19 protein-coding genes, 1 tRNA gene and 4 pseudogenes are annotated in these 20,133 nt (G+C 57.7%); 10 read left to right on the plus strand and 14 right to left on the minus strand.

Translation table 11 applies throughout. The features are described 5' to 3' along the window. Positions 1-10: 10 nt before the first annotated feature. The 8 genes and pseudogenes from ACYZT3_RS10970 to ACYZT3_RS11005 all read right to left on the minus strand — a co-directional run bounded on the left by ACYZT3_RS10970 (position 11) and on the right by ACYZT3_RS11005 (position 4,114). Entirely contained in the window at positions 11-259 is a 249-nt protein-coding gene (locus tag ACYZT3_RS10970) for a short-chain dehydrogenase (protein ID WP_462032079.1), read from the minus strand. 331 nt (positions 260-590) lie between these two features. Then, on the minus strand, positions 591-1,376 hold the full coding sequence (locus ACYZT3_RS10975) for a transporter substrate-binding domain-containing protein (RefSeq protein WP_462032080.1): 786 nt from the start codon (positions 1,374-1,376) through the stop codon (positions 591-593). 40 nt (positions 1,377-1,416) lie between these two features. Continuing rightward, a pseudogene (locus ACYZT3_RS10980) lies at positions 1,417-1,679 on the minus strand (hypothetical protein). Positions 1,680-1,815: 136 nt separating this feature from the next. Beyond that, positions 1,816-2,088 (minus strand): heavy-metal-associated domain-containing protein, encoded by a 273-nt coding sequence (locus ACYZT3_RS10985; protein ID WP_462032081.1) that lies wholly within the window; start codon positions 2,086-2,088, stop codon positions 1,816-1,818. A gap of 99 nt (positions 2,089-2,187) precedes the next feature. After that, positions 2,188-2,598 (minus strand): hypothetical protein, encoded by a 411-nt coding sequence (locus ACYZT3_RS10990; protein ID WP_462032082.1) that lies wholly within the window; start codon positions 2,596-2,598, stop codon positions 2,188-2,190. A gap of 102 nt (positions 2,599-2,700) precedes the next feature. Then, positions 2,701-3,093, minus strand: coding sequence for a hypothetical protein (locus tag ACYZT3_RS10995; protein ID WP_282377632.1), 393 nt, complete (start codon positions 3,091-3,093; stop codon positions 2,701-2,703). An 89-nt stretch (positions 3,094-3,182) separates the two neighbouring features. Further along, positions 3,183-3,299, minus strand: a pseudogene (locus ACYZT3_RS11000) (copper homeostasis membrane protein CopD); the annotation flags it as partial. Positions 3,300-3,409: 110 nt separating this feature from the next. Next, positions 3,410-4,114, minus strand: coding sequence for a murein L,D-transpeptidase catalytic domain family protein (locus tag ACYZT3_RS11005; RefSeq protein WP_462032083.1), 705 nt, complete (start codon positions 4,112-4,114; stop codon positions 3,410-3,412). Positions 4,115-4,195: 81 nt separating this feature from the next. Between ACYZT3_RS11005 and ACYZT3_RS11010 the strand changes: the two genes are divergently transcribed. Together ACYZT3_RS11010 and ACYZT3_RS11015 are read left to right on the plus strand one after the other, a co-directional pair. Continuing rightward, positions 4,196-5,947, plus strand: coding sequence for a L,D-transpeptidase family protein (locus tag ACYZT3_RS11010; RefSeq protein ID WP_462032084.1), 1,752 nt, complete (start codon positions 4,196-4,198; stop codon positions 5,945-5,947). A gap of 199 nt (positions 5,948-6,146) precedes the next feature. Next, entirely contained in the window at positions 6,147-6,938 is a 792-nt protein-coding gene (locus ACYZT3_RS11015) for a lipopolysaccharide biosynthesis protein (protein WP_282377635.1), read from the plus strand. 108 nt (positions 6,939-7,046) lie between these two features. Here the strand turns inward: ACYZT3_RS11015 and ACYZT3_RS11020 are convergent, their stop codons facing one another. Next, positions 7,047-7,508: a LysR family transcriptional regulator gene (locus tag ACYZT3_RS11020; RefSeq protein ID WP_462032085.1), complete on the minus strand. Its 462-nt coding sequence runs from the start codon at positions 7,506-7,508 to the stop codon at positions 7,047-7,049. 206 nt (positions 7,509-7,714) lie between these two features. Between ACYZT3_RS11020 and ACYZT3_RS11025 the strand changes: the two are divergent. The 6 genes and pseudogenes from ACYZT3_RS11025 to ACYZT3_RS11050 form a co-directional block, all read left to right on the plus strand. After that, positions 7,715-7,897 (plus strand): annotated as a pseudogene (locus ACYZT3_RS11025) (aldolase); the annotation flags it as partial. Between the two features lie 61 nt (positions 7,898-7,958). After that, complete coding sequence (locus ACYZT3_RS11030) at positions 7,959-9,530, plus strand: sensor domain-containing diguanylate cyclase (protein ID WP_282377637.1); 1,572 nt, start codon at positions 7,959-7,961, stop codon at positions 9,528-9,530. A gap of 143 nt (positions 9,531-9,673) precedes the next feature. Beyond that, a pseudogene (locus tag ACYZT3_RS11035) lies at positions 9,674-10,609 on the plus strand (DUF1254 domain-containing protein); the annotation flags it as partial. Between the two features lie 191 nt (positions 10,610-10,800). Next, a complete protein-coding gene (locus ACYZT3_RS11040; RefSeq protein WP_462032086.1) occupies positions 10,801-13,371 on the plus strand; it encodes a bifunctional diguanylate cyclase/phosphodiesterase in 2,571 nt (856 codons plus the stop codon). A 98-nt stretch (positions 13,372-13,469) separates the two neighbouring features. Beyond that, positions 13,470-14,264 (plus strand): exodeoxyribonuclease III, encoded by a 795-nt coding sequence (locus ACYZT3_RS11045; RefSeq protein ID WP_462032087.1) that lies wholly within the window; start codon positions 13,470-13,472, stop codon positions 14,262-14,264. Between the two features lie 111 nt (positions 14,265-14,375). After that, positions 14,376-15,203: an arylamine N-acetyltransferase family protein gene (locus ACYZT3_RS11050; RefSeq protein ID WP_462032088.1), complete on the plus strand. Its 828-nt coding sequence runs from the start codon at positions 14,376-14,378 to the stop codon at positions 15,201-15,203. A 65-nt stretch (positions 15,204-15,268) separates the two neighbouring features. Here ACYZT3_RS11050 and ACYZT3_RS11055 read toward each other — a convergent pair whose 3' ends face one another. Together ACYZT3_RS11055 and ACYZT3_RS11060 are read right to left on the minus strand one after the other, a co-directional pair. Beyond that, positions 15,269-15,601, minus strand: a complete 333-nt coding sequence (locus ACYZT3_RS11055) for a BrnA antitoxin family protein (protein ID WP_282377641.1) — start codon at positions 15,599-15,601, stop codon at positions 15,269-15,271. Positions 15,602-15,604: 3 nt separating this feature from the next. Further along, positions 15,605-15,886, minus strand: coding sequence for a BrnT family toxin (locus tag ACYZT3_RS11060; RefSeq protein ID WP_282377643.1), 282 nt, complete (start codon positions 15,884-15,886; stop codon positions 15,605-15,607). A 255-nt stretch (positions 15,887-16,141) separates the two neighbouring features. Between ACYZT3_RS11060 and ACYZT3_RS11065 the strand changes: the two genes are divergently transcribed. Then, complete coding sequence (locus tag ACYZT3_RS11065) at positions 16,142-17,659, plus strand: nucleobase:cation symporter-2 family protein (protein ID WP_282377644.1); 1,518 nt, start codon at positions 16,142-16,144, stop codon at positions 17,657-17,659. An 89-nt stretch (positions 17,660-17,748) separates the two neighbouring features. Here the strand turns inward: ACYZT3_RS11065 and ACYZT3_RS11070 are convergent. Then, positions 17,749-17,824: transfer RNA gene (locus ACYZT3_RS11070), tRNA-Asn, on the minus strand. A gap of 227 nt (positions 17,825-18,051) precedes the next feature. Between ACYZT3_RS11070 and ACYZT3_RS11075 the strand changes: the two genes are divergently transcribed. Further along, positions 18,052-18,282, plus strand: coding sequence for a hypothetical protein (locus ACYZT3_RS11075; protein ID WP_282377645.1), 231 nt, complete (start codon positions 18,052-18,054; stop codon positions 18,280-18,282). Here the strand turns inward: ACYZT3_RS11075 and ACYZT3_RS11080 are convergent. Together ACYZT3_RS11080 and ACYZT3_RS11085 are read right to left on the minus strand one after the other, a co-directional pair. Further along, positions 18,279-18,479 carry a hypothetical protein gene (locus tag ACYZT3_RS11080; RefSeq protein WP_282377646.1) on the minus strand — a complete coding sequence of 67 codons (201 nt, stop codon included), beginning with the start codon at positions 18,477-18,479 and terminating at the stop codon, positions 18,279-18,281. The genes ACYZT3_RS11075 and ACYZT3_RS11080 overlap by 4 nt on opposite strands. A gap of 141 nt (positions 18,480-18,620) precedes the next feature. Next, positions 18,621-19,817 carry an amino acid aminotransferase gene (locus ACYZT3_RS11085; RefSeq protein WP_282377647.1) on the minus strand — a complete coding sequence of 399 codons (1,197 nt, stop codon included), beginning with the start codon at positions 19,815-19,817 and terminating at the stop codon, positions 18,621-18,623. Positions 19,818-20,133 lie beyond the last annotated feature (316 nt).

Below are 20,133 nucleotides of genomic sequence, written 5' to 3' on the forward strand. Positions count from 1 at the left end.
CGTTGTGACGTCAGGACGGTTCAGCATCCAATACATCGCAGCCATCGCGCAAGGGTATGCAGCAAAGCAATGCGAAGTCGCTGAGGATCACCGAGTCCGTGGTGATGTCGCCGCGCATCGCGAGGTTTTCCAGGATCTGCGTTACCGCGCCAATTCGGTAGCGAGCGGTGCTAAGCAGTGAGTGCAGCGGTTGGGTGGTATTTACATACAGCGAGGGAAGGTCATCGACGTTGCTGGTTAAAGCCATACATACGTTCATGTGGAACTCCATTAATTTGAGAGAACTACAACTCAGACGTCGCCAAACGAATGGGTGGTAGCCGTACGCGGGTTGGCGAACCGGGCAATGGAGAAACCGGCAGATCCTAAGGTCTCCCGCGCACACAGTCCCAACAACGCCAACAAGTTGAGCTTCGGTGGGAGCGCAATCGGTAGCAGTTTCAGTGAGTACACCTCGGGGTTGTTGCACGACGATTGAGGTGTGACGCAACGGCTTGGGTGTTTCTGCCGTTGCGTTGTCTTTGAAGGGCGACTGCTGCGCAGCCGGACGCAGGCTTCGCCAGCTGCTACATGGATTGTGTACGTGGCGGCTATTTAGGCTCGGGCGTCGCCAACCATTGACCGAGGACTTTTTGGTAATTACCCGTCACCTTGGCCAGGTGCAACCACTGATCGACATACAATTTCCAAGTGATGTCGTCCCGGGGCAGCAAGTATGCCTTCTCGCCATACTGCATGAATTGCGTCGGGTTCACCGCGCACAAACCGGGTTTGAGTTTCTGCTGATACAGCGCTTCCGAGGCATCGGTGATCATCACGTCAGCCTTCTTGTCCAGCAGCTCCTGGAAGATGGTCACGTTGTCGTGAAGGCGCAACTGCGCCTTGGGCAGAAACGCGTGAACAAACGCCTCGTTGGTGCCACCGGCCGGTTCGACCAGGCGAACCAAAGGCTGGTTGATTTGCTCGACGGTCTGGTACAACGCCTGATCTTCGCAGCGCACCAGCGGGATTTTACCGTCGACGTCCAGTGTGGTGCTGAAGAAGGCCTTTTTCTGACGTTCCAGCGTGACCGAGATCCCGCCGACGCCGATGTCGCATTTACCTGCGAGCATGTCGGGCATCAGGGTTTTCCAGGTGGTCTGCACCCACTCGACCTTGACGCCCAGGCTGTCGGCCAGCGAGCGGGCCATGGCGATGTCGATGCCAGAGTATTTATCGTCCTCGGCTTTGTAGGTATAGGGTTTGTAGTCGCCTGTTGTGCACACGCGCAGTTGGCCTTGTTGGATGACGCTGTCCAAATGCGATTGCTCTGCCTGAGCGGCAAACGATAGAGCAAGCAGGCCACCGAGCATCATCGTGCTTTTTATGTTCTTCATTGTTATCCGGCTTCCATGATGGAGTGGGGGCTGAGGGTACTTATTTTTTACTGCGCCGCTCAACATCATCCTGGGTTTTCAGGTCGGTCTCGATCCCCAAATGGTATTTTCAGTAGTCGATAATCCACGCGCGTTGCTCTTCCGTAAGGCGTTCCACTTTTCGAGTGTCGCCGTCATTGTCGTGAATGTTGTAGAACTTGATTTGCAGGGTAGGGTGTTCTTTATGATGGGGATTGTTTCGATATCGGCGTCTTCAAAGGCTTCGCAGAACTCGGCATTGTGAGAAGAGCAAGCCCAGAGCAGGGCTCAGGGCCGACCGACTCTCAAACAGTTGCTGGATGTGTCCCTTCAGCAATAAGGTTGACACGTTCTGACCTGTTTTCAGGGCTGGACACACAAAATGCGCCCCGGCCTCAATGTCATCCTGACCGGGGCGGACTCAGTGACAGCGGCAACTTGAACCACCGCAGCCAGACTTTGTCTTTATGCCTTCTTCATGTTTGTCTTCTGCCAGTACGCTTGCTGGATACCCAGCCTCCTTCAGTGCCGATAACAGAACATCGCTCTCGGCATCCCCAGTCACCTTGACCCGGCCGGACGCCAGATCGACAGTCACTTCACCAACCCCCGCGAGCGGCTGCAACGCGGCGTTGATGTGTTTGACGCAGCTCCCGCAGCGCATGCCTTCGACTTGCAGTTCAGTGCTGTTCATTGCGTAAGCCTCTTTTATTGTGAGTGGCAGGTGGTGTGATGACGTGGATCGATGGTTGACCCTGCCATGATGGCAAGGTCAAGCGCTTCTTTAAGGACGTTAGTTGCTCATCGGCATCTTCATCATGCTCGATTGCTGATCCATCATTTTCATCATCATGTCCATCATCTGGTTTGAGCGGTCCTTGCCGTGGGACATGCCTTTGCCCATTCCCATGCCTTGGCAATGGTTGTGCATCATGCCCATGCTGTCCTTCATCGTGGCCATGCCTTCTTGCATGGCGGCCTGGCGTTCGGCCGGGGTTTTGGCGGCGATCATTTTTTCGTGGGCCGCCTGCATTTTTTGCATCTGTTCGCTCATGGCCTTGTCTTGCGTGGTAGCGGTAGCGGTGGCGGTGGCGGTGGCCGGTGCGGTTGGCGGTGTGTCCGGGTGATGTTCGTCGACGGCCAGAGCAACCAATGGGCTACTGATGAGCAGTGCGGCGACGAGTGTTTTGAAGTGCGTATGCATGGCAATCTCCAGTGAGTCAGGGACGTACAGGAACTATTGAGCCGCGCTAAAGAGGCGAAGCCAAAGGGGGCGGCCGGAATTCCGGGCGCTCGGAGGACGGTTTTAATCGTTGAAGCGAACGAAGCGCAGGCGTGCTGGCGGCCAGGGTGGCGCCGGGCGGTGTAAGGTGAGAAACGCGAACGGAGTCTGGGAACGGGCACTCAGGATCAGTGCAGGCAGCAGAAACAGGACGACCCAAAGGGTGTGTTTGAAGGTGGGCAGGAGCAGGGTGGGGCTCAGTGCTGTCGAGCTGTGTTCGCAGTATTGCAGGCAACCGCTGGCATGCAGTTCATGACTGTCGTCATGGCCGGCGCTGCGGGTGATTTCATGGGCGGCGGTCAGGTCATGAGGCGGCAGACTCAGGCATCCCTGGCTCGCCGCTACCGCAAAGGCCAACAGCCACAGTGCGAGCACTTGGCGGATCAGCAGCGGTAAGTGAGTGCGGAGCCAGAGCATATTGTGTACCCGATCCGAGGGATTATCTTGAGCTTAGTCCCGAGCAAGAGGCCGTCATTGATCCATATCAAGTGGTGCCCCTTGCGTGACTCCGCGCTCACTTCCATCTCTGGACTCAATGCCCCCAGCCAGGCCACCAACCCCACAATCAACACCGCCGCCACCTACTCCACTACCACACTGCACCGCAATGCATTTGCCGCTACAACAGGCAACAGAAAACCCAGCACCGCCGTCCCCGCCACCATCGGCCGGAACGGCAACACGACTCCCGACACCGCGATGCGACATTCATCGACGCTCTTTGTTGTAGTGTCTATTGGCGTGAACTGGGCGTTGAAGCCGCGGCTACAGTGCCGCCACGGCAGTTGATATACGAAGACGACTTCAACCAACGCTGATCCGGATAGTAAGAAAACAACAACTGCCCATCCTTCATCGAATCAATCAACTTATGCGCAATCGCCGGCCGCACTGCCGGACAACCCAGGCTTCTACCAATCCGCCCATTGGTTCGGGCAAGAACCGGACTGACATAGGGCGCCCCGTGAATAACGATCGCCCGCTCGAACGCTTTGTCGTTGAAACCCGGCTCCAGTCCTTCCATGCGCAAGGAGTAGCCGTTCTGCCCGACATAGCTCGACTGGGTGCGGTACAAGCCGAGGCTGGTGGCAAAGCTTTCATTCTGGTTGGAGAACTTGACCGCCATGTTCTCGCCGCTGTTGCGGCCATGGGCAACCAGTTCGTGGAACAGTAATTTACGTTTTTTCAGATCGAACACCCATAGCCGTTGTTCGGTCGAAGGCAGGGAGTAGTCGATGACGGCAAGCCTTTGGACAGGTGCTGTGCCTTGGGCCAAGCTGCATTGGGTGGCGCGTACGGCCAGTCCAATGACTTTGGCGTTAGCGCCTGGTGCTGCTTTGAGCAGCGCGGCTTCAAGCGAATCGGCGTAGGCTGCCGGTACCGAAACTGACGTCAGCAGCAGGGCCGTGAATAGAAAGCCAAAGCGGTCTAGCGCCATATGTAAATCTCACATTAATGTTTCGAGTCTAGCAGTGTGCAGGGTGCTAGCCGTTGAATACGGGGCGATTAAGGATTATCCATGGGGCAATTAACAAGGTTATTCGTCATAAGCCGCATCTTTTTTATGGGCTTGCTGATCAGTGGCGCAGCGATTGCAGAAACTTCGCCGATTGAGCCGGTATCTCCGGCAAACAGCAGAAATGGCGTAGCACCCGACGACTTCGTCGCCCAAACGATTCAGGCGACACTTGAGCCATTGAGTTCATCTTTTCCACCCTTACTCACCTCACCTGGCCACCAACGGATGGATCCGAGTCGTGTGGTCATGGATTTTTACATGCATCGGGGTTATCGCTCGGCCTGGGCGAGCGACAGCGATGTCATCCAGTTATTGAAAAGCCTGAGTGACACTCAGGCCGACGGGCTGGACCCCGCGGACTTTCATATTGATGAGTTGGCGAACGCCAGAGCGTCGATGCGGGCAGCAGAGCCGACGACGGCGCAAAGGGCGGCGTTCGATATCGCCGCCACCCGGACCTTTATCACGGCGCTACTGCAGTTGCGGCGCGGCAAGGTTGATCCTTCGCGGCTGGACATCCATTGGAACTTTGACCCCGTAGGTGCCGATCCTCGTGGAGACATGAATAACTTGTTCGCCGCGCTCGATGCTCATGATGTGGCACGCGCCTTCGCGCAAGCGCCACCACAAGAGGCGGTCTACGGCAGCCTGCGCGTGGGCCTGGCGCAACTGCGCAAGGTTCGAAACGCGGGTGGCTGGCCGAAAATTACCGAAGGCCAATCGCTCAAGCCAGGCATGGATGACGCCTCTGTCGCGCAGTTGCGAACACGTTTAGTGGTGGGTGGGTATCTGGCCCCATCAATGAAGCAACGCACTGATTACGACGGCAGCGTCGCCGCGGCGGTGAAAAAGTATCAAGCCGAGCAATACCTGGGGGCGGACGGCGTGGCGGGGGCCGCGACACTGGCTGCGTTGAATGTGCCCGTCGAGGCTCGGATAGACCAGGTTCGGGTGAACATGGAGCGCGCACGTTGGTTGCTGTACAAACTTCAGGGCACTTTTGTCATCGTTGATATAGCTGGTTACAAAGTTGCGCTCTATCGCGACGGTAAGGCGATTTGGCGTTCCCGGGTACAGGTCGGTAAGCCGTTTCGCAGTACGCCGGTGTTTCAATCCGAGATTACTTATGTAACGTTCAACCCCACCTGGACCGTGCCACCGACGATCCTCGTCAAAGATATGCTGCCAAAAATTCAAAGAGACCCCGGCTACCTTGCCGCCAACCGGGTAAGAGCCCTAGATCGAGAGGGGAATATGCTCGATCCGTCGACCGTCGACTGGGATAACCCGCGTGGTATCACGTTGCGACAGGATGCCGGGCCGGACAATTCGCTGGGGCAGGTGGTCATTCGGTTTCCCAATGACTATTCGATTTATCTCCACGACACGCCGCATCGCGAGTTGTTTGCTCAATCGCGCCGTGCCACCAGTTCAGGCTGTATACGGGTGGAGAATCCACTGCAGTTGGTTGAGCTGTTATTCAACGACCCGGTTCATTGGAATAGCGCCGGGATACAGGCCCGGTTGGCTAACGGCAAGACCGAAAATATCAGGCTTCCCGTCAAGGTGCCGGTGCTGTTGGCTTACTGGACAGTGGACCTGAGTAACGATGGTCGAGTGATGTTTAAACCCGATGTCTACGGGTACGATTCCGCGGTGCTGCGGGGATTGAATCTGCCTTCGGAGCTGCCCATTCTGGATGTGCGACAAGCAGGAACGTCCTCTGTAGCCACGGAGCAAAACTGGCAGTAGGCATGAAGACGGAGGGATTGATATCTGTAAGGTAAGGGCTGTCATCGATGCGCCAACGATGCAAGCGCTCTGCGTCAGCCTTTGCGCTCCGTCGCAGATTCCGGCGTTGGCAAAGCCAAAAAGTTGGCTCGCCTGTTGAAAACTATCACAATGCAAAATAGTCACCGATCATCGATGTGAAGGGATAGGGAAATTGAAGATGGATGTTGCGCAAAAAAACTCGTCACTCATCACCGGTATGCTTCATGCGCATGACCTCGATGAGTGCCGCAACATTCAAAAAGGAGCTGTGTTTATAATTGCCTCGGGGGCGTCCGCTAAAGATTTTCCGCTGGAAAAGTTTGCCGACGTTCCGATGATCACGATGAACGGCGCCATCTCTATGTTTACCGGGTCGGGTATCCGGCCGTTCTTTTATGCCTGTACGGATCAAGGCTTTTCCCGACAACAGCCCGAACTGTTTTCACAGGCCATGCGTATTAGTCAGCGGGTTGCACTGTGGGAAGAGCATATCTGGCATACGACGGTAGCGCCTGAGGGCGAGCTGTATTTACTCGGACGAGCCCCCAAGCTCTCCTGGACGGACCTGGTTTTCAGGGCTGATAAAGAACTCGTCAGAAGTCGCAAACTCGGAAATGGCCGCAATAGAACCCTCGGTTTCAGCAAGAATCTTAAGCGCGGTTTTTTTGATGCCCGCACTGTGGCGTATCTGGCTTTGCAGATTGCGTATCACGTGGGGTTTACCAAGGTGTTTTTGGTAGGCGTCGACTTGAATCAGTCTGTGAGCCGTTTTTACGAAGAGGCCGACACGTTAACGTCGCCATGCCTGCTCGATCAGCATTTTTATACGCGAATCCTGCCGTCGTTAGAGATCTTGTCGAAGTACGTCGTGGATGAAGATTTTCAGGTCTACAACCTGTCGAGTTCCTCAAGAATTCCGGGTGAACTCATTCCCCGGGTGACGTTGGATGAGATCGACAAGATGATCTAAAGGTTGTTCGTGGTACGCCCATTCTTTGTGATCATGCCTGGCCCAGCTCCTCGCACAAAAACCCCACCAACGCCCGTTGCAGCCCGGTCAGCGCACCCGCGCGGCTGATCAACGCCAACTCCATCGGCGGCAATTCGGGCAGGTCGGTGCATATGCTGTGCTCAGGTAATACCACACCAACACTTCCGGCCAGGCTACCCAGCACGGCCCGCTGTCCGGTTCGCGCTTGACCAATGCAATGTCGAGGGCGCCGGCGCTCAGTTTCTGCTTGAGATCGGTGCTCATGCCGCTGACGGTTTCCAGACGCGCTTGCGGTCTGGCCCGGTTGAAACCAGCGAGGATCAGCGCCATGCGCCGGGCATAGTGAATCAGCAGTTTGCCATGCTCGGTGACGCTGATGTTCTGCCCGGTTCGACCACGAAGCAGCAGCGAATGCCCGACCAGTTCTTCGAGTTTGCGAACCTGTTGGCCCACGGTGGATTGGGGTCGATGCACACGCTCGGCGGCGCGGGTGAAGCTGCCTTCGTCGACCACGCAGACGAACGTCTTGAACAATTCGAGGTCGAGCATGGCGGCTTCCCTTCGATTGCTACGGCACGCTGATACAGTGGGATGAAGGCTTGAAGGCCGTGGCCGCCGAGATTTTGCGCGACAAGGGCGACCACGCCGTTGATGTCGAGCGACTGATCGAGGTGTACGACCGGCATGAACACCGCCTGGAGCAGGTCCCGCTGCATCGCTCGTTTCGCCAATTGAGCACGCAGGGATTGCACCTCGCCCAGGTGCAGTTGATGGCGATGGCGACCCAGCGCGAACTCAAGCCGGTGCCCCATGAGATTGCCCTGCGGGCGTACAAGCAAATGCGCCTGGGGGATGCAGAAAGTGCCCAGGCACATTTGCAGAGTGCGATGCGGCGGCTGTCCAAAGGACATTTGCCCGTTACCCCCCCCGTAGACTAAGCTCACAAAAAATAAGGGTTTTGGGTCTTTGACCCATGCCTTGCCCTTGCAGGACGAGCTTTTGCCAATCCCTCTTCACGAGCCGCACAACGCCACGGGTGTCACCCTGAAACGGTTACCGCTGCGCAAAGCAGCGGTGCTGTTTATTGCGGTCGTCTGCCTGAGCCTGTGCGGTTTGCTTTACCTGCAACTGGAACAGTCGCGCCGGCATGACCTAGCATTGGCACAAGTGGCCTCTTCAAACCTGACGCGGGCCATGGCGCAGCAGGCCGAAGACACCTTCATGCAAGCCGATCTGGTGCTGACCAGCCTGGCGGACTGGATTCAGGCTGACGGTTTCGGCGCGCCCCAAAAGGCACGCTTGCAGAAAACGTTCGCCCGGCGGGTGCAGGCGCTGAATCAATTGCACGGGATATTTCTGTTCGACCAGAAGGGACAGTGGGTGGTTACCTCTTTCGACGATCTGCCACGCGGTCCGGGTGTGGCAGATCGCGATTATTTCAAGTTCCACCAGCAGAACGTCTCCTCCCTGGCGCACATCGGGCCGGCGATTCGCAGTCGGAAAAATGGCGAGTGGATCATTCCGATATCCAAGCGTGTGAACGACAAGAATGGCAATTTCCAGGGCGTCTTGTTGGCCGGCATCGAGATGGCGTACTTCGATCAGTTCTTCAAAAGCTTCAGCATTGATGACAACGGTTCAATGTTTTTGGGGTTGACCGACGGAACCCTGCTGGCGCGACGACCGTTTGTGGAATCGCTGATCGGCACGTCACTGGCCAAGAGCGAGATCTTTGAAAAATTGCTGCCCAATGCACCCTCCGGTAATGCGATGTTCAGTTCGCTGATCGATGGTGTTGTGCGGTTGCATGGCTACCGTCTGCTCGACACTTATCCGCTGGTAGTGTCCGCCGCCTCGTCCAGGGAATCGATTCTCAAGGATTGGTACGACACGGCGTTTCATTCAACGGTCATCGTTGCCCTGGTGGTGCTGGGCGTGGGGCTGTTCGGCTGGGTGTTCCTTCATCAGGTGCGCCTCGGCGAGCGGGTCGAGGCGGATTTGCGCAAGGCGAAGGAAGCGCTGAAGCTGATCGCGACCCATGACAGCCTGACCGGCCTGGCCAATCGCCGGTTGTTCGGAGGGGCGCTGGACATCGAGTTCGGCCGTGGCGCCCGGCAGTCGAGTTCGCTGAGCCTGATCATGCTCGATATCGATTACTTCAAACCCTACAACGATGCATACGGCCACGTGGCGGGGGACCATTGCCTGGCTGAAGTGGCGCGGGCGGTGAAGGGGTGCTGCCATCGAAAGGCCGATTTGGCCGTGCGTTACGGCGGTGAAGAGTTTGCGGTTTTGCTGCCCGACACCGACATTCACGGCGCGATGGTGATTGCCGAGCAGATCCGCCGCAGCGTCATGGACAAGAACATCATCCACAGCGGTTCACCCACGGGCTTCGTGACGGTCAGTCTTGGCTGTTATTCGTTTGTGCCGACGGGGCGGGACAGCATGGAAGTGTTTATCGAACGAGCGGACGCGGCGCTGTATCAAGCCAAGCATTCGGGGCGAAACCGCTCGGCGGTGCTGTCGATGGAGGGCGGTGTCGAGGCACTGCTGCGTTCGGATCGTTGAGGTGTAGCTCGAGGTTGTTTCACCCGCGCAACACCTCGGCCAGCCGGCTGTCCGCCTGTCAGCTCCTCTTGAATTGATCGTCTAGAGTTGCGGTAGCTTTGCCGATTCCGGCAGGTCTCCCCACCGCACGGACGATCGCCACAATGTTGATAACTCAAGCATTGACAGCCGTTGCTCTAACCGTTGCAGTCACCGCTATTTTTCCGCTCGCGAGCCACGCTCAATCGAAAGTCACAGCCGAAGAAGCTCGCGTCATCGGCGTGGATGCCTACCTTTATTTTTACCCGCTGTTGACCCTGGACATCACCCGCAAGCAATTTACCCCTATCGAACCGGGCAAGGAATTCGGTAAAGGTCCGATGAACAGGTTTGTCAGCGTGCCGCAGTATCCACCTGCAGATTTCAACGGGGTGGTGCGCTCGAGCGTCGACACCCTGTACTCCATTGCCTGGCTGGATTTGACCAAAGAACCGCTGGTGATCGCAGCGCCCGATACGGCCGGGCGTTTTTACGTGCTGCCGATGCTCGACATGTGGACCGATGTATTCGCCTCACCGGCTTGGCGCACCACGGGTGCAGAAGCCGGGCAGTTTCTGGTGACACCACCAGACTGGACCGGGACGGTGCCTGCCGGACTGAACCATCTGCCGGCACCTACACCCTTTGTCTGGGTCATTGGCCACACTAACACCGACGGTGCGGCGGACTACGCGGCCGTGCACAAAGTTCAGTCTGGCTACACCGTGACACCGTTGTCCCGGCTGGGTAAAAGCCCTGAACCTGCCAGCGTGAAAGTCGACACAACCGTGGACCTGAAGACCCCACCAAAGACCCAGGTCGACGTAATGTCGGTGGCCGACTATTTCGCCTACGCCGCCCAGTTGCTCAAAGTGCACCCTGCGCACATCACCGATCAACCGATCCTGGTGCAGATGAAGCGTATCGGTCTCGAACCCGGAAAATCGTTCAACATGGATGCGCTGGAGCCTGAAATCAAAGCAGCGCTTCAGACCGTGCCGGAAGACGCGCAGACGCTGATGACGTGGAAGGCTCCAACGCTCACTCGCATGGTCAACGGCCGAAGGGTCGGTTCAACCTGAGGCTTAGCGGCAGTTACAGCAAGAGCCAACTGAGTCGGCGATATGGCGTTATCCGGGCGCCAGAGCCCAGCATGGCTGCTATGGTCAGTGAACGTTCGGCGAGTGCCCTGGCAAAAAGGCATCTCGAGCGTCGCATCCCGATCAGGCAATCGATTGACAGGATCAAGTGCATGGATATAACTGCCGTTACCACCGTCGCCGCTCCCCGTCATACGCCGATAACCCGCAACCTGGTGATTGTCGTCGGCCTGCTGTCTGTTCTGGGTGTGTTGATCGCCCTGTTGGCCCTGTTCAACATTGCCGGGCGGCTGGACGCCCAAGACCTGGCCAAGACCACGTTCTACACCCAGCGTGCGCTGGAAAACCGCATCACCGCTTCGAAAAACTACGTCGCCAGTTATGCAAACTGGACGACCGCCTACGACCATTTGAACGGCAAGGTCGATGTGCAATGGGCCTACGTCGAGCAGAACCTGGGCAAAACCTTATTCAGTATCGATCACTACGATGGCGTCTTCGTGGTCGATCATCAGCAAACCAAATACGCCGTGGTGCGCGGGCTTCAGGTGCAAGAGGCGGCGACCACCTATCTTTCGGCATCGATGGCGACGCTGATACAGGCAGTCCAGAGTCAGGAAAGCCTCATTGATCCCGTCAGCCAGTTCACACTGTTCGAGGGCAAACCGGCATTGCTGACGGCTGCCGCAATCGTCCCCAATGACGAAAGGCCGGCGGCCGATCCCCAAAGCACCTCGGTGCTGGTATTTGTCGACCCATTAAGCCCTGACAAGCTCAGCGCCCTGAGCACCGATTACGGTTTGCATGATTTAAACCTGGCGCCTGATGACGCCCTCGCGCCCGGCAGGCCAGCCGTGGCACTGGCGGGCACCGGCTACAGCCTGGTTTCCCGACTTGAACAACCGGGTCATCAGTTGCTCTGGTCGTTGCTGCCGCCATTGGGCGGGGCGCTGTCGGTGCTGGCGTTGTTAACGGTTTATTTCTTCCGGTATGTCTTACGCACGTCTGGGCACGTGGATGCCAGCTACACCAGCCTCGATTTATCGAACCAGGCGCTGGAGGCCAGTGAAGAACGTTTTCGTGCAGTGGCTGAGGCCGCTTCCGACTGGATCTGGGACATCGACGACAAGCTTTGCATCTCTTATCTGTCAGGACGTTTCGCCACCGTTACCGGTTATTCCGATCAGCAATGGATAGGGCAGGACATCGGGCAACTGCTCAATTGCGATACGATTCCCTTGTCGCTGTGGCTGCATAAGCTCAATGAAGAACAGCCCGTCAGCCATTTGCGCTGCTCCTATCGCGATCAATCGGGGCAACAGCGTATTTGCCGGGTTTCGGCTCGACCGATCCATCGCAAGGGCGCGGTGCGGGGCTATCGCGGAACGGCCAGCGACATCACCGATGAAGTCGCCGCCCATGCCCAGATTCAGCATCTGTCGTTGCACGATGCCCTGACGGGTCTGCCGAATCGCAACAAACTGGCGCGATTCCTCGATGAGGCCCTGGCGCAGAAAGAGCATTCGGCGGCGCTGGCGCTGTTGATGATCGATCTGGATAACTTCAAGCCGATCAACGATTCCCTCGGCCACCCGGCCGGTGACGCAGTGCTGCTGGAAGTTGCCACCCGATTGCGCGAGTGCACGCGGGACATTGATCTGGTCGCTCGGCTCGGCGGTGATGAGTTTGTGCTGGTGCTCAACGGCATGGACAGCCACGCGGAAATCGACCGGTTCTGCGAGCGCTTGCTCGAGAGCCTGCACCAGCCGATTCATTACGAGCATCACACGCTGCACATCGGGGCGAGCATCGGTGTCGCCTTGAGTCGGCGTCAGGGTCACATCCCCAATGAGTTGATCCGGTGTGCCGACATTGCGCTGTATCAGGCTAAATCCGATGGCAAGAGGACCTGGAGCTATTTTGCGCCGCACATGAACGATCAGATCCAGCACCGCCGGCGACTGGAAAACGACCTGCGCCGGGCGATCAAGAACAACGAGTTTGTGATGCATTACCAGCCGCGCTACAACATGGGCGGCAAGCAGGTCGTCTCGGTGGAAGCGTTACTGCGCTGGCAGCATCCGGAACAGGGGCTGCTGAGCCCCGACGCGTTTATCCCATTGGCCGAGCAGACTGACTTGATCGTGCCTTTGGGGCGTTGGGTGTTGCGTGAAGCCTGTGAAACGGCCTTGACCTGGCCCGGTGCGTTGATGGTGTCGGTCAATTTGTCGCCTGTTCAATTTGCCCGCAGCGATGTGGTGGAGGACGTCAGGGAGGCGTTGATCCAGACCCGTTTACCGGCCAGTCGCCTGGAGCTGGAGATCACCGAAAACGTGATGCTCATCGACGTGGAGGGCGCGCTGGCGACCATGAATGCGCTCAAGGAGCTGGGTGTGCGGTTGAACATGGACGACTTCGGCACCGGCTATTCGTCCTTGGGTTACCTGCGCTCGTACCCGTTCGACGGGATCAAGATCGACAAACGTTTCATCTCGTCCATGAGCGGCGGCGGCAATGACCGCGCCGTGGTGCAGGCAATCATCAACCTGGGCAAGGCCATGGGCCTGACCGTGACGGCAGAGGGGGTCGAAACCCCGGAGCAGATGGACTTCCTGATCTCGGATCAGTGCCATGAGGTACAGGGATTCTATTTGAGTCGACCCATGGAAAAGCAAGCGTTGCTGCCACTGCTCAAGGCGTCGCAGGACGAGTTTCCAGTGTAGGGGCGTGCCTTTAGTCACCTGTCGCGCTCGCGATGGCAACTGCCGGGGCGCACCCCGGTCACAACTGGATATCGACCCGCCATTGCGAGCGTTGGAACATGAAGAGCCTGAGAATCGCGACGTTCAACGTCAACGGCATGCGCGCCCGGCTGCCGAACTTGTTGGCCTGGCTTGAGCGAGAGCAGCCGGACATTGCCTGTTTGCAGGAGCTCAAGTCGGTCGACAGTGCATTCCCCGCCGCCGAGCTTGAGGCCGCTGGCTACGGCGCGATCTGGCAAGGTCAGTCTTCGTGGAACGGGGTGGCGATTCTGGCGCGGGATGCACAGCCGCTGGAGAGTCGTCGAGGTCTGCCGGGCGATGACAGCGACACCCATAGCCGGTATCTGGAGGCCGCCGTGCACGGGATTCTGGTGGGCTGCTTGTACCTGCCCAATGGCAACCCGCAGCCGGGGCCGAAGTTTGATTACAAGCTGGCGTGGTTCGAACGGCTGATCCATCACGCGCAGACGCTGCAGACCAGTGAGCATCCCGTGGTGCTGGCCGGTGACTACAACGTGGTGCCCACCGACATGGACATCTACAACCCGCGATCCTGGCTGAAGGATGCGTTGCTGCAACCTGAAAGCCGCGAGTGTTATCAGCGCCTGTTGGCCCAGGGCTGGACCGATTCCTTGCGTCAACTGTATCCGGAGGATCGGCTCTATACCTTCTGGGATTATTTTCGCCAGCACTGGCAGAAAAACTCGGGCCTGCGCATCGATCATCTGCTGCTTAACCCGGCGCTGAGCCCTTATCTGCATGAGGCCGGAGTCGATGCCTGGGTTCGCAACGAGCCGCATGCCAGCGATCACGCGCCGACGTGGATTCGGTTGAGTTCGCGCAAGCGGCGTTGATCTTTATGTGTGCGGCGATTGGCTAAATCAATTGTCAGTCGAGCCGCTTTATCCCTTATACATGGCGCCCATCGACGGAGAAATCCGCGGCCCCTGCATAAGGACTGAGCAATGAGCGAGCCACACCTGAGCAATCTTGCGTTGTACCTGCAGCGTCTGGGCTTCGACGCGCCCCCGGCGCCGACTCTGGAAACCCTGCGCCAACTTCAACTGCGTCACACCGGCGCCTTCCCGTTCGAAAACCTCACCACGTTGTCGGGCCAGCCGGTGCTCATCGACCTGCCGTCCATCGAGCAAAAGGTCCTGCACGACGGTCGCGGCGGTTACTGCTACGAACTCAACAACCTGTTTCTGGTCTTGCTCCAGGAACTGGGCTTCGATGCTCGCGGCATCTCCGGCCGAGTGGTCATGGGCCAGCCCGAAGGCGCGAGGACCGCCCGTACGCACCGCTTGAGCCTGGTAACCCTGGACGGCGTGCGCTACATCACCGACGTCGGCTTCGGCGGCATGGTGCCCACTGCACCGCTGATGCTCGATAACCCGGCTGAACAGCTCACACCTCACGAACCTTATCGCATCGAACAACACGTGGATGGTTACACCCTGCGTGCCAACGTCGGCGGCGAATGGCGAGCGATGTACATTTTCGATTTACAGCGCCAGGAAGACATCGATTACGCCGTCGGCAACTGGTACGTCTCGACCCATCCCGAATCGTCTTTCGCCAGGCAGCTGATGGTGGCGCGCACCGGGGAAGGGTGGCGACGCACGCTGAATAACGGCAATTTTGCAATTCATCGTATCGGCAGTGAGACTGAACGGCGGCAAGTGACGGATGTGGATGAGTTGATCGGATTGCTGGAGCGTGAGTTCGGAATTCGGGTGCCGGTGCATGCCGGGTTGAAGCGGGTGTTTGAGGGGCTGATTGAATCAAGCTAGCTCAGCTTTAGTACCAAGCAGCGGCACTCGGGCGTGAATCACTCGACAGGGTTCATGAGGCAGGATCAAGACTCCATCACTCGATGGATTTCGCTGAGTACCTCTGAGAGTTTTTTCTCCAGGCTGCGCAGTTCGCAGGCTGTAATCCCTTCTTTGAAATGTCCCGCGTTCGCCACTGCGGTGCACTGATCCGACTCAGCCGTTTTGCCTTTATCGGTGAGCAAGGTCTGGCGCAAGGTGTTGTTGATTACCGTCTGATAGCCAAATCCCTCGCTCTCGGCCATAGAGCGAGCAGCCTCTATGACGACATCATCCAGCATAATGGTAATTCGGGTTTTGCCTTTGCCAGAAGCAACTGCTCCGCGCTTGGCATTGCTGAAGTCGTATTCGTCTTTCATTGATCAAACCTCCGTATAGCGCCGGCGCTCGCTTTTGGTGGCGATGCGCGCAGAAATGATTCGAACGAAATTCGGATCGCGATAGGTGTACGCGACGACCAACAAACGACCTTTGGCATCCTGCCCCATGATGATCCATCGCTGCTCATCGTGATGGTTGTCTTGCAACGAGAGGGCTCTCTCGTCATAAAACACGGCCTCGGTTTCCGCGAGGCTGATTCCTTGGTGCTTTAATTTGTTAGCTGCGTTCTTTGCCTTGTGATACTGAATGTCGAATGGCTTCATTATGCATACTTTATATGTATAAGCGAGAGGCGTCCGTGCCAACGGTCGCTTTGAACTCCCAAGACTAGCGGGCGAAGAACGAGGCAAAGAAAGGATGTATTTCAAAAGTTCTTGGAGGGGGAGGCTGCGCAGGTAAAGGACCGTGTGGACAGGTGTCCATAATCTGACTGATTAGTTGTATACAACTCTATAGACATTTGTCCTGACTCTTGCATACAGTGTGCGCACAACAAAAACCAGGGAACCCCCTACACCATGAAAACGCCCCCTGTTTCACACCTACGGCCTGAGGACGAAAATCTCGGTGTCGGCGCGAATATGGCTTACGGCCTGCAACACGTTCTGACCATGTACGGCGGCATTGTCGCGGTGCCTTTGATCATCGGCCAGGCGGCCGGGCTCTCGCCGGCGGACATTGGTTTGCTGATTGCTGCTTCATTGTTTGCGGGTGGCTTGGCGACATTACTGCAAACGCTGGGATTACCGTTTTTTGGCTGCCAATTGCCGCTGGTACAGGGCGTGTCTTTCTCTGGTGTCGCGACGATGGTGGCGATTGTCAGCAGTGGCGGGGAGGGCGGGTTTCAATCGATTCTCGGGGCGGTGATTGCCGCCTCCCTGATTGGTTTGTTGATCACGCCGGTATTCTCACGAATCACCAAGTTTTTCCCGCCGCTGGTCACGGGCATTGTGATCACCACCATCGGCCTGACGCTGATGCCGGTAGCCGCACGCTGGGCCATGGGCGGCAACAGCCACGCCCCGGATTTCGGCAGCATGGCGAACATCGGTCTGGCGGCCGTGACGCTGGTGTTGGTGCTGTTGTTGAGCAAGATCGGCAGCGCGACCATCTCTCGTTTGTCGATCTTGTTGGCCATGGTCATCGGTACGGTGATCGCAGTGTTCCTCGGCATGGCAGACTTCTCGTCCGTCACCCAGGGCCCGATGTTCGGCTTCCCGACACCCTTCCATTTCGGCATGCCGACCTTCCACTTCGCTGCGATCCTGTCGATGTGCATCGTGGTGATGGTAACCCTGGTGGAAACTTCGGCGGACATCCTCGCGGTGGGTGAAATCATCGACACCAAGGTCGACTCCAAACGCTTGGGCAACGGCCTGCGCGCCGACATGCTGTCGAGCATGATCGCGCCGATCTTCGGCTCCTTTACCCAAAGCGCCTTCGCTCAGAACGTCGGGCTGGTGGCGGTGACCGGCATCAAGAGCCGCTTCGTGGTGGCTACCGGTGGTGTGTTTCTGGTGGTCCTCGGCTTGCTACCGTTTATGGGCCGGGTCATCGCCGCGGTACCGACTTCTGTTCTCGGCGGCGCCGGTATCGTGCTGTTCGGCACCGTGGCAGCCAGCGGGATTCGTACGCTGTCCAAGGTCGACTACCGCAACAACGTCAACCTGATCATCGTCGCCACCTCCATCGGCTTCGGCATGATCCCCATCGCTGCGCCGAATTTCTACGACCACTTCCCAAGCTGGTTCGCAACGATCTTCCATTCAGGCATCAGCTCCTCGGCAATCATGGCCATCGTACTCAACCTGACCTTCAACCACCTCACCGCCGGTAATTCGGATCAGCAATCGGTGTTCGCGGCCGGTACTGAGCGTGTCCTGCGCTATCAGGATCTGGCGGCGTTGCGCGAAGGGGATTACTTCAGCGAAGGCAAACTGCGTGACTGCGACGGGAATGAGATCCCGGTGGTGGAAGCGGACCATGGACATGCAGAGCCGCGGGCGGTGCATTCGAAAAGTGGTGAGCATGTCTGACGGCTGCACTCGCTAATAGGGCTGTAGATCTGTCGCCCACAAAAAAGCCCCTGAATCTTTCGATTCAGGGGCTTTTCGATATTGCTGTATGGCTCCACGACCTGGACTCGAACCAGGGACCCAGTGATTAACAGTCACTTGCTCTACCAACTGAGCTATCGCGGAATGGCGTGTATGTTACTGATTCAAAAAGAGAAGTCAAGTACCTGTTGGCCTCTTGACGGATTCATGGGGACGGGCGGTGGTTTATCGACCGTGGGCGGTTACCAGAATCGCCTCAGAGGTCTACCATGGCCGCCCGGAAGTGGTTACACGCGCTGCCGGCCATTCGCCGAAAAGGTACGCGCCATGAATCAACCAACCACCACGCCTCGCCAGAACGGGGTGTTCGCATGAGCATCGCTCAGATCAGCCTGCCCAAAGGCGTCGGTCCTCACGCCGAAAAACTGTTCGACGCAATCACTCAGGCCAGTACCGCTGACGAATTGAACCGTGCCGGTGGCAAGGCCGAAGGTTTTGTCCTTGGCCTGGAAAGCACCAAGGCCATCAAAAGCCAGGTCGCCGAATCGCTCTACGTCGCCTATGACGACGCTGCCAGCCAACGCGCAACCGAACTGACCTAACCGCCGAAGGTGACGGTGGCGAGCATCAGTTTGGCGTACAGCATCGTCGTGATCAGTTGCACCAGCCACAAGGCCAGGCCGCCGAGAAACACGCCGGCAGCGACTTGCATCACCAGGTTATTGCTACGTTTGGCCGGAGTGCGAGGCGCGAAATGGTCCAGCTCATCGCGGTCGGCGCGTAGGTCATCGTTTTTCATGTTGGCTCTCGTAAGAATTTCGGGGTGTACATAAAACCTGTGGGTGCAGTCTAGAGCCCTCGGTCGATGCATTGAGAATTATCTGAGACAAATAAAAAACGGGAAGCCCAAGGGCTTCCCGTTTTTTTACCACTCGACGACTCAGATCACCGCAACGATGGCCTTGGTCACGACATCGATGTTGCTCTGGTTCAGCGCGGCAACGCAGATGCGGCCGGTGTCCAGGGCGTAGATGCCGAACTCGCTACGCAGGCGGGTCACTTGCTCAACCGTCAGGCCGGAGTAGGAGAACATGCCGCGCTGACGGCCGACGAAGCTGAAGTCACGCTGGGTCGCTTTCTGGGCAAGCAGGTCGACCATCTGAATGCGCATGCCGCGAATCCGCAGGCGCATTTCAGCCAGTTCTTCTTCCCATTGAGCGCGCAGTTCCGGGCTGTTCAACACGGCGGCGACGATGCTTGCACCGTGGGTCGGCGGGTTGGAGTAGTTGGTGCGGATCACGCGTTTGACTTGCGACAGCACGCGCGCGCTTTCTTCTTTCGATTCGCTGACGATCGACAGGGCGCCCACGCGCTCGCCGTACAACGAAAAGGATTTGGAGAACGAGCTGGAAACGAAGAACGTCAGGCCTGATTCAGCGAACAGACGCACCGCAGCGGCGTCTTCGTCGATCCCATCGCCAAAGCCCTGATAGGCCATGTCGAGGAACGGCACGTGACCTTTGGCTTTCAACACGTCCAGAACGTTTTTCCAGTCTGCCGGGCTCAGGTCCACGCCGGTCGGGTTGTGGCAGCACGCGTGCAGCACAACGATCGAACCGGACGGCAGGGCGTTCAGGTCTTCCAGCAAACCAGCACGGTTCACGTCGTGGGTTGCGGCGTCGTAGTAGCGATAGTTCTGAACCGGGAAGCCGGCAGTTTCGAACAGCGCACGGTGGTTTTCCCAGCTCGGGTCGCTGATCGCCACGACAGCGTTCGGCAGCAGTTGCTTGAGGAAGTCGGCACCGATTTTCAGCGCGCCAGTACCGCCAACGGCCTGGGTGGTGATGACCCGGCCTGCAGCGATCAGCGGCGAGTCGTTGCCAAACAGCAATTTTTGCACAGCCTGGTCGTAGGCGGCGATGCCGTCGATTGGCAAGTAGCCACGGGAAGCGTGTTGAGCGACGCGAATCGTCTCGGCTTCGACAACGGCGCGCAGGAGTGGAATTCGCCCCTCCTCGTTGCAGTAAACACCGACCCCCAGGTTGACCTTGTTGGTACGGGTATCGGCGTTGAATGCTTCGTTGAGGCCCAGGATTGGATCACGTGGTGCCATTTCGACAGCGGAGAACAGGCTCATTTTGCGGCGGCTCTGAATGGAGAGTGGAGGGACGTGTCGCGCTCCAGCCGAATGCACTAGAGCGGTGCACAAACGGGGAGCTAGTATAGAGGCCATCAGCGATTGATGGCGACAGACGATTCTGCTTTTACGGTAAGTTTTTCCGATTATTTTTCGACCGTTAGTCGATTGGCCGCGTCAAACGTTTTACCCGATGTAGGACGTTTGCCTTGAAAGCGCGGGCAGTCGGCACCACATTAAGCACAATCCAGTTTTTTCCTCGGGCGACATCGGTCGTTTGCGGTCTTTCTCGTTGCTGTCCGGTTTGACCGTACAA

It is taken from the genome of Pseudomonas sp. MDT1-16 (genome assembly GCF_054898115.1).

What these genes read in the sequence shown, in the direction of transcription:
- ACYZT3_RS10995 (WP_282377632.1), bottom strand. Translation starts at nt 3,093, where the DNA reads ATGCTCTGGCTCCGCACTCACTTACCGCTGCTGATCCGCCAAGTGCTC.
- ACYZT3_RS10970 (WP_462032079.1), bottom strand. Translation starts at nt 259, where the DNA reads ATGAACGTATGTATGGCTTTAACCAGCAACGTCGATGACCTTCCCTCG.
- ACYZT3_RS10985 (WP_462032081.1), bottom strand. Translation starts at nt 2,088, where the DNA reads ATGAACAGCACTGAACTGCAAGTCGAAGGCATGCGCTGCGGGAGCTGC.
- ACYZT3_RS11065 (WP_282377644.1), top strand. Translation starts at nt 16,142, where the DNA reads ATGAAAACGCCCCCTGTTTCACACCTACGGCCTGAGGACGAAAATCTC.
- ACYZT3_RS11085 (WP_282377647.1), bottom strand. Translation starts at nt 19,817, where the DNA reads ATGAGCCTGTTCTCCGCTGTCGAAATGGCACCACGTGATCCAATCCTG.
- ACYZT3_RS11050 (WP_462032088.1), top strand. Translation starts at nt 14,376, where the DNA reads ATGAGCGAGCCACACCTGAGCAATCTTGCGTTGTACCTGCAGCGTCTG.
- ACYZT3_RS11020 (WP_462032085.1), bottom strand. Translation starts at nt 7,508, where the DNA reads ATGCTCGACCTCGAATTGTTCAAGACGTTCGTCTGCGTGGTCGACGAA.
- ACYZT3_RS11080 (WP_282377646.1), bottom strand. Translation starts at nt 18,479, where the DNA reads ATGAAAAACGATGACCTACGCGCCGACCGCGATGAGCTGGACCATTTC.
- ACYZT3_RS11055 (WP_282377641.1), bottom strand. Translation starts at nt 15,601, where the DNA reads ATGAAAGACGAATACGACTTCAGCAATGCCAAGCGCGGAGCAGTTGCT.
- ACYZT3_RS10990 (WP_462032082.1), bottom strand. Translation starts at nt 2,598, where the DNA reads ATGCATACGCACTTCAAAACACTCGTCGCCGCACTGCTCATCAGTAGC.
- ACYZT3_RS11045 (WP_462032087.1), top strand. Translation starts at nt 13,470, where the DNA reads ATGAAGAGCCTGAGAATCGCGACGTTCAACGTCAACGGCATGCGCGCC.
- ACYZT3_RS11060 (WP_282377643.1), bottom strand. Translation starts at nt 15,886, where the DNA reads ATGAAGCCATTCGACATTCAGTATCACAAGGCAAAGAACGCAGCTAAC.
- ACYZT3_RS10975 (WP_462032080.1), bottom strand. Translation starts at nt 1,376, where the DNA reads ATGAAGAACATAAAAAGCACGATGATGCTCGGTGGCCTGCTTGCTCTA.
- ACYZT3_RS11075 (WP_282377645.1), top strand. Translation starts at nt 18,052, where the DNA reads ATGAGCATCGCTCAGATCAGCCTGCCCAAAGGCGTCGGTCCTCACGCC.
- ACYZT3_RS11015 (WP_282377635.1), top strand. Translation starts at nt 6,147, where the DNA reads ATGGATGTTGCGCAAAAAAACTCGTCACTCATCACCGGTATGCTTCAT.
- ACYZT3_RS11010 (WP_462032084.1), top strand. Translation starts at nt 4,196, where the DNA reads ATGGGGCAATTAACAAGGTTATTCGTCATAAGCCGCATCTTTTTTATG.
- ACYZT3_RS11005 (WP_462032083.1), bottom strand. Translation starts at nt 4,114, where the DNA reads ATGGCGCTAGACCGCTTTGGCTTTCTATTCACGGCCCTGCTGCTGACG.
- ACYZT3_RS11040 (WP_462032086.1), top strand. Translation starts at nt 10,801, where the DNA reads ATGGATATAACTGCCGTTACCACCGTCGCCGCTCCCCGTCATACGCCG.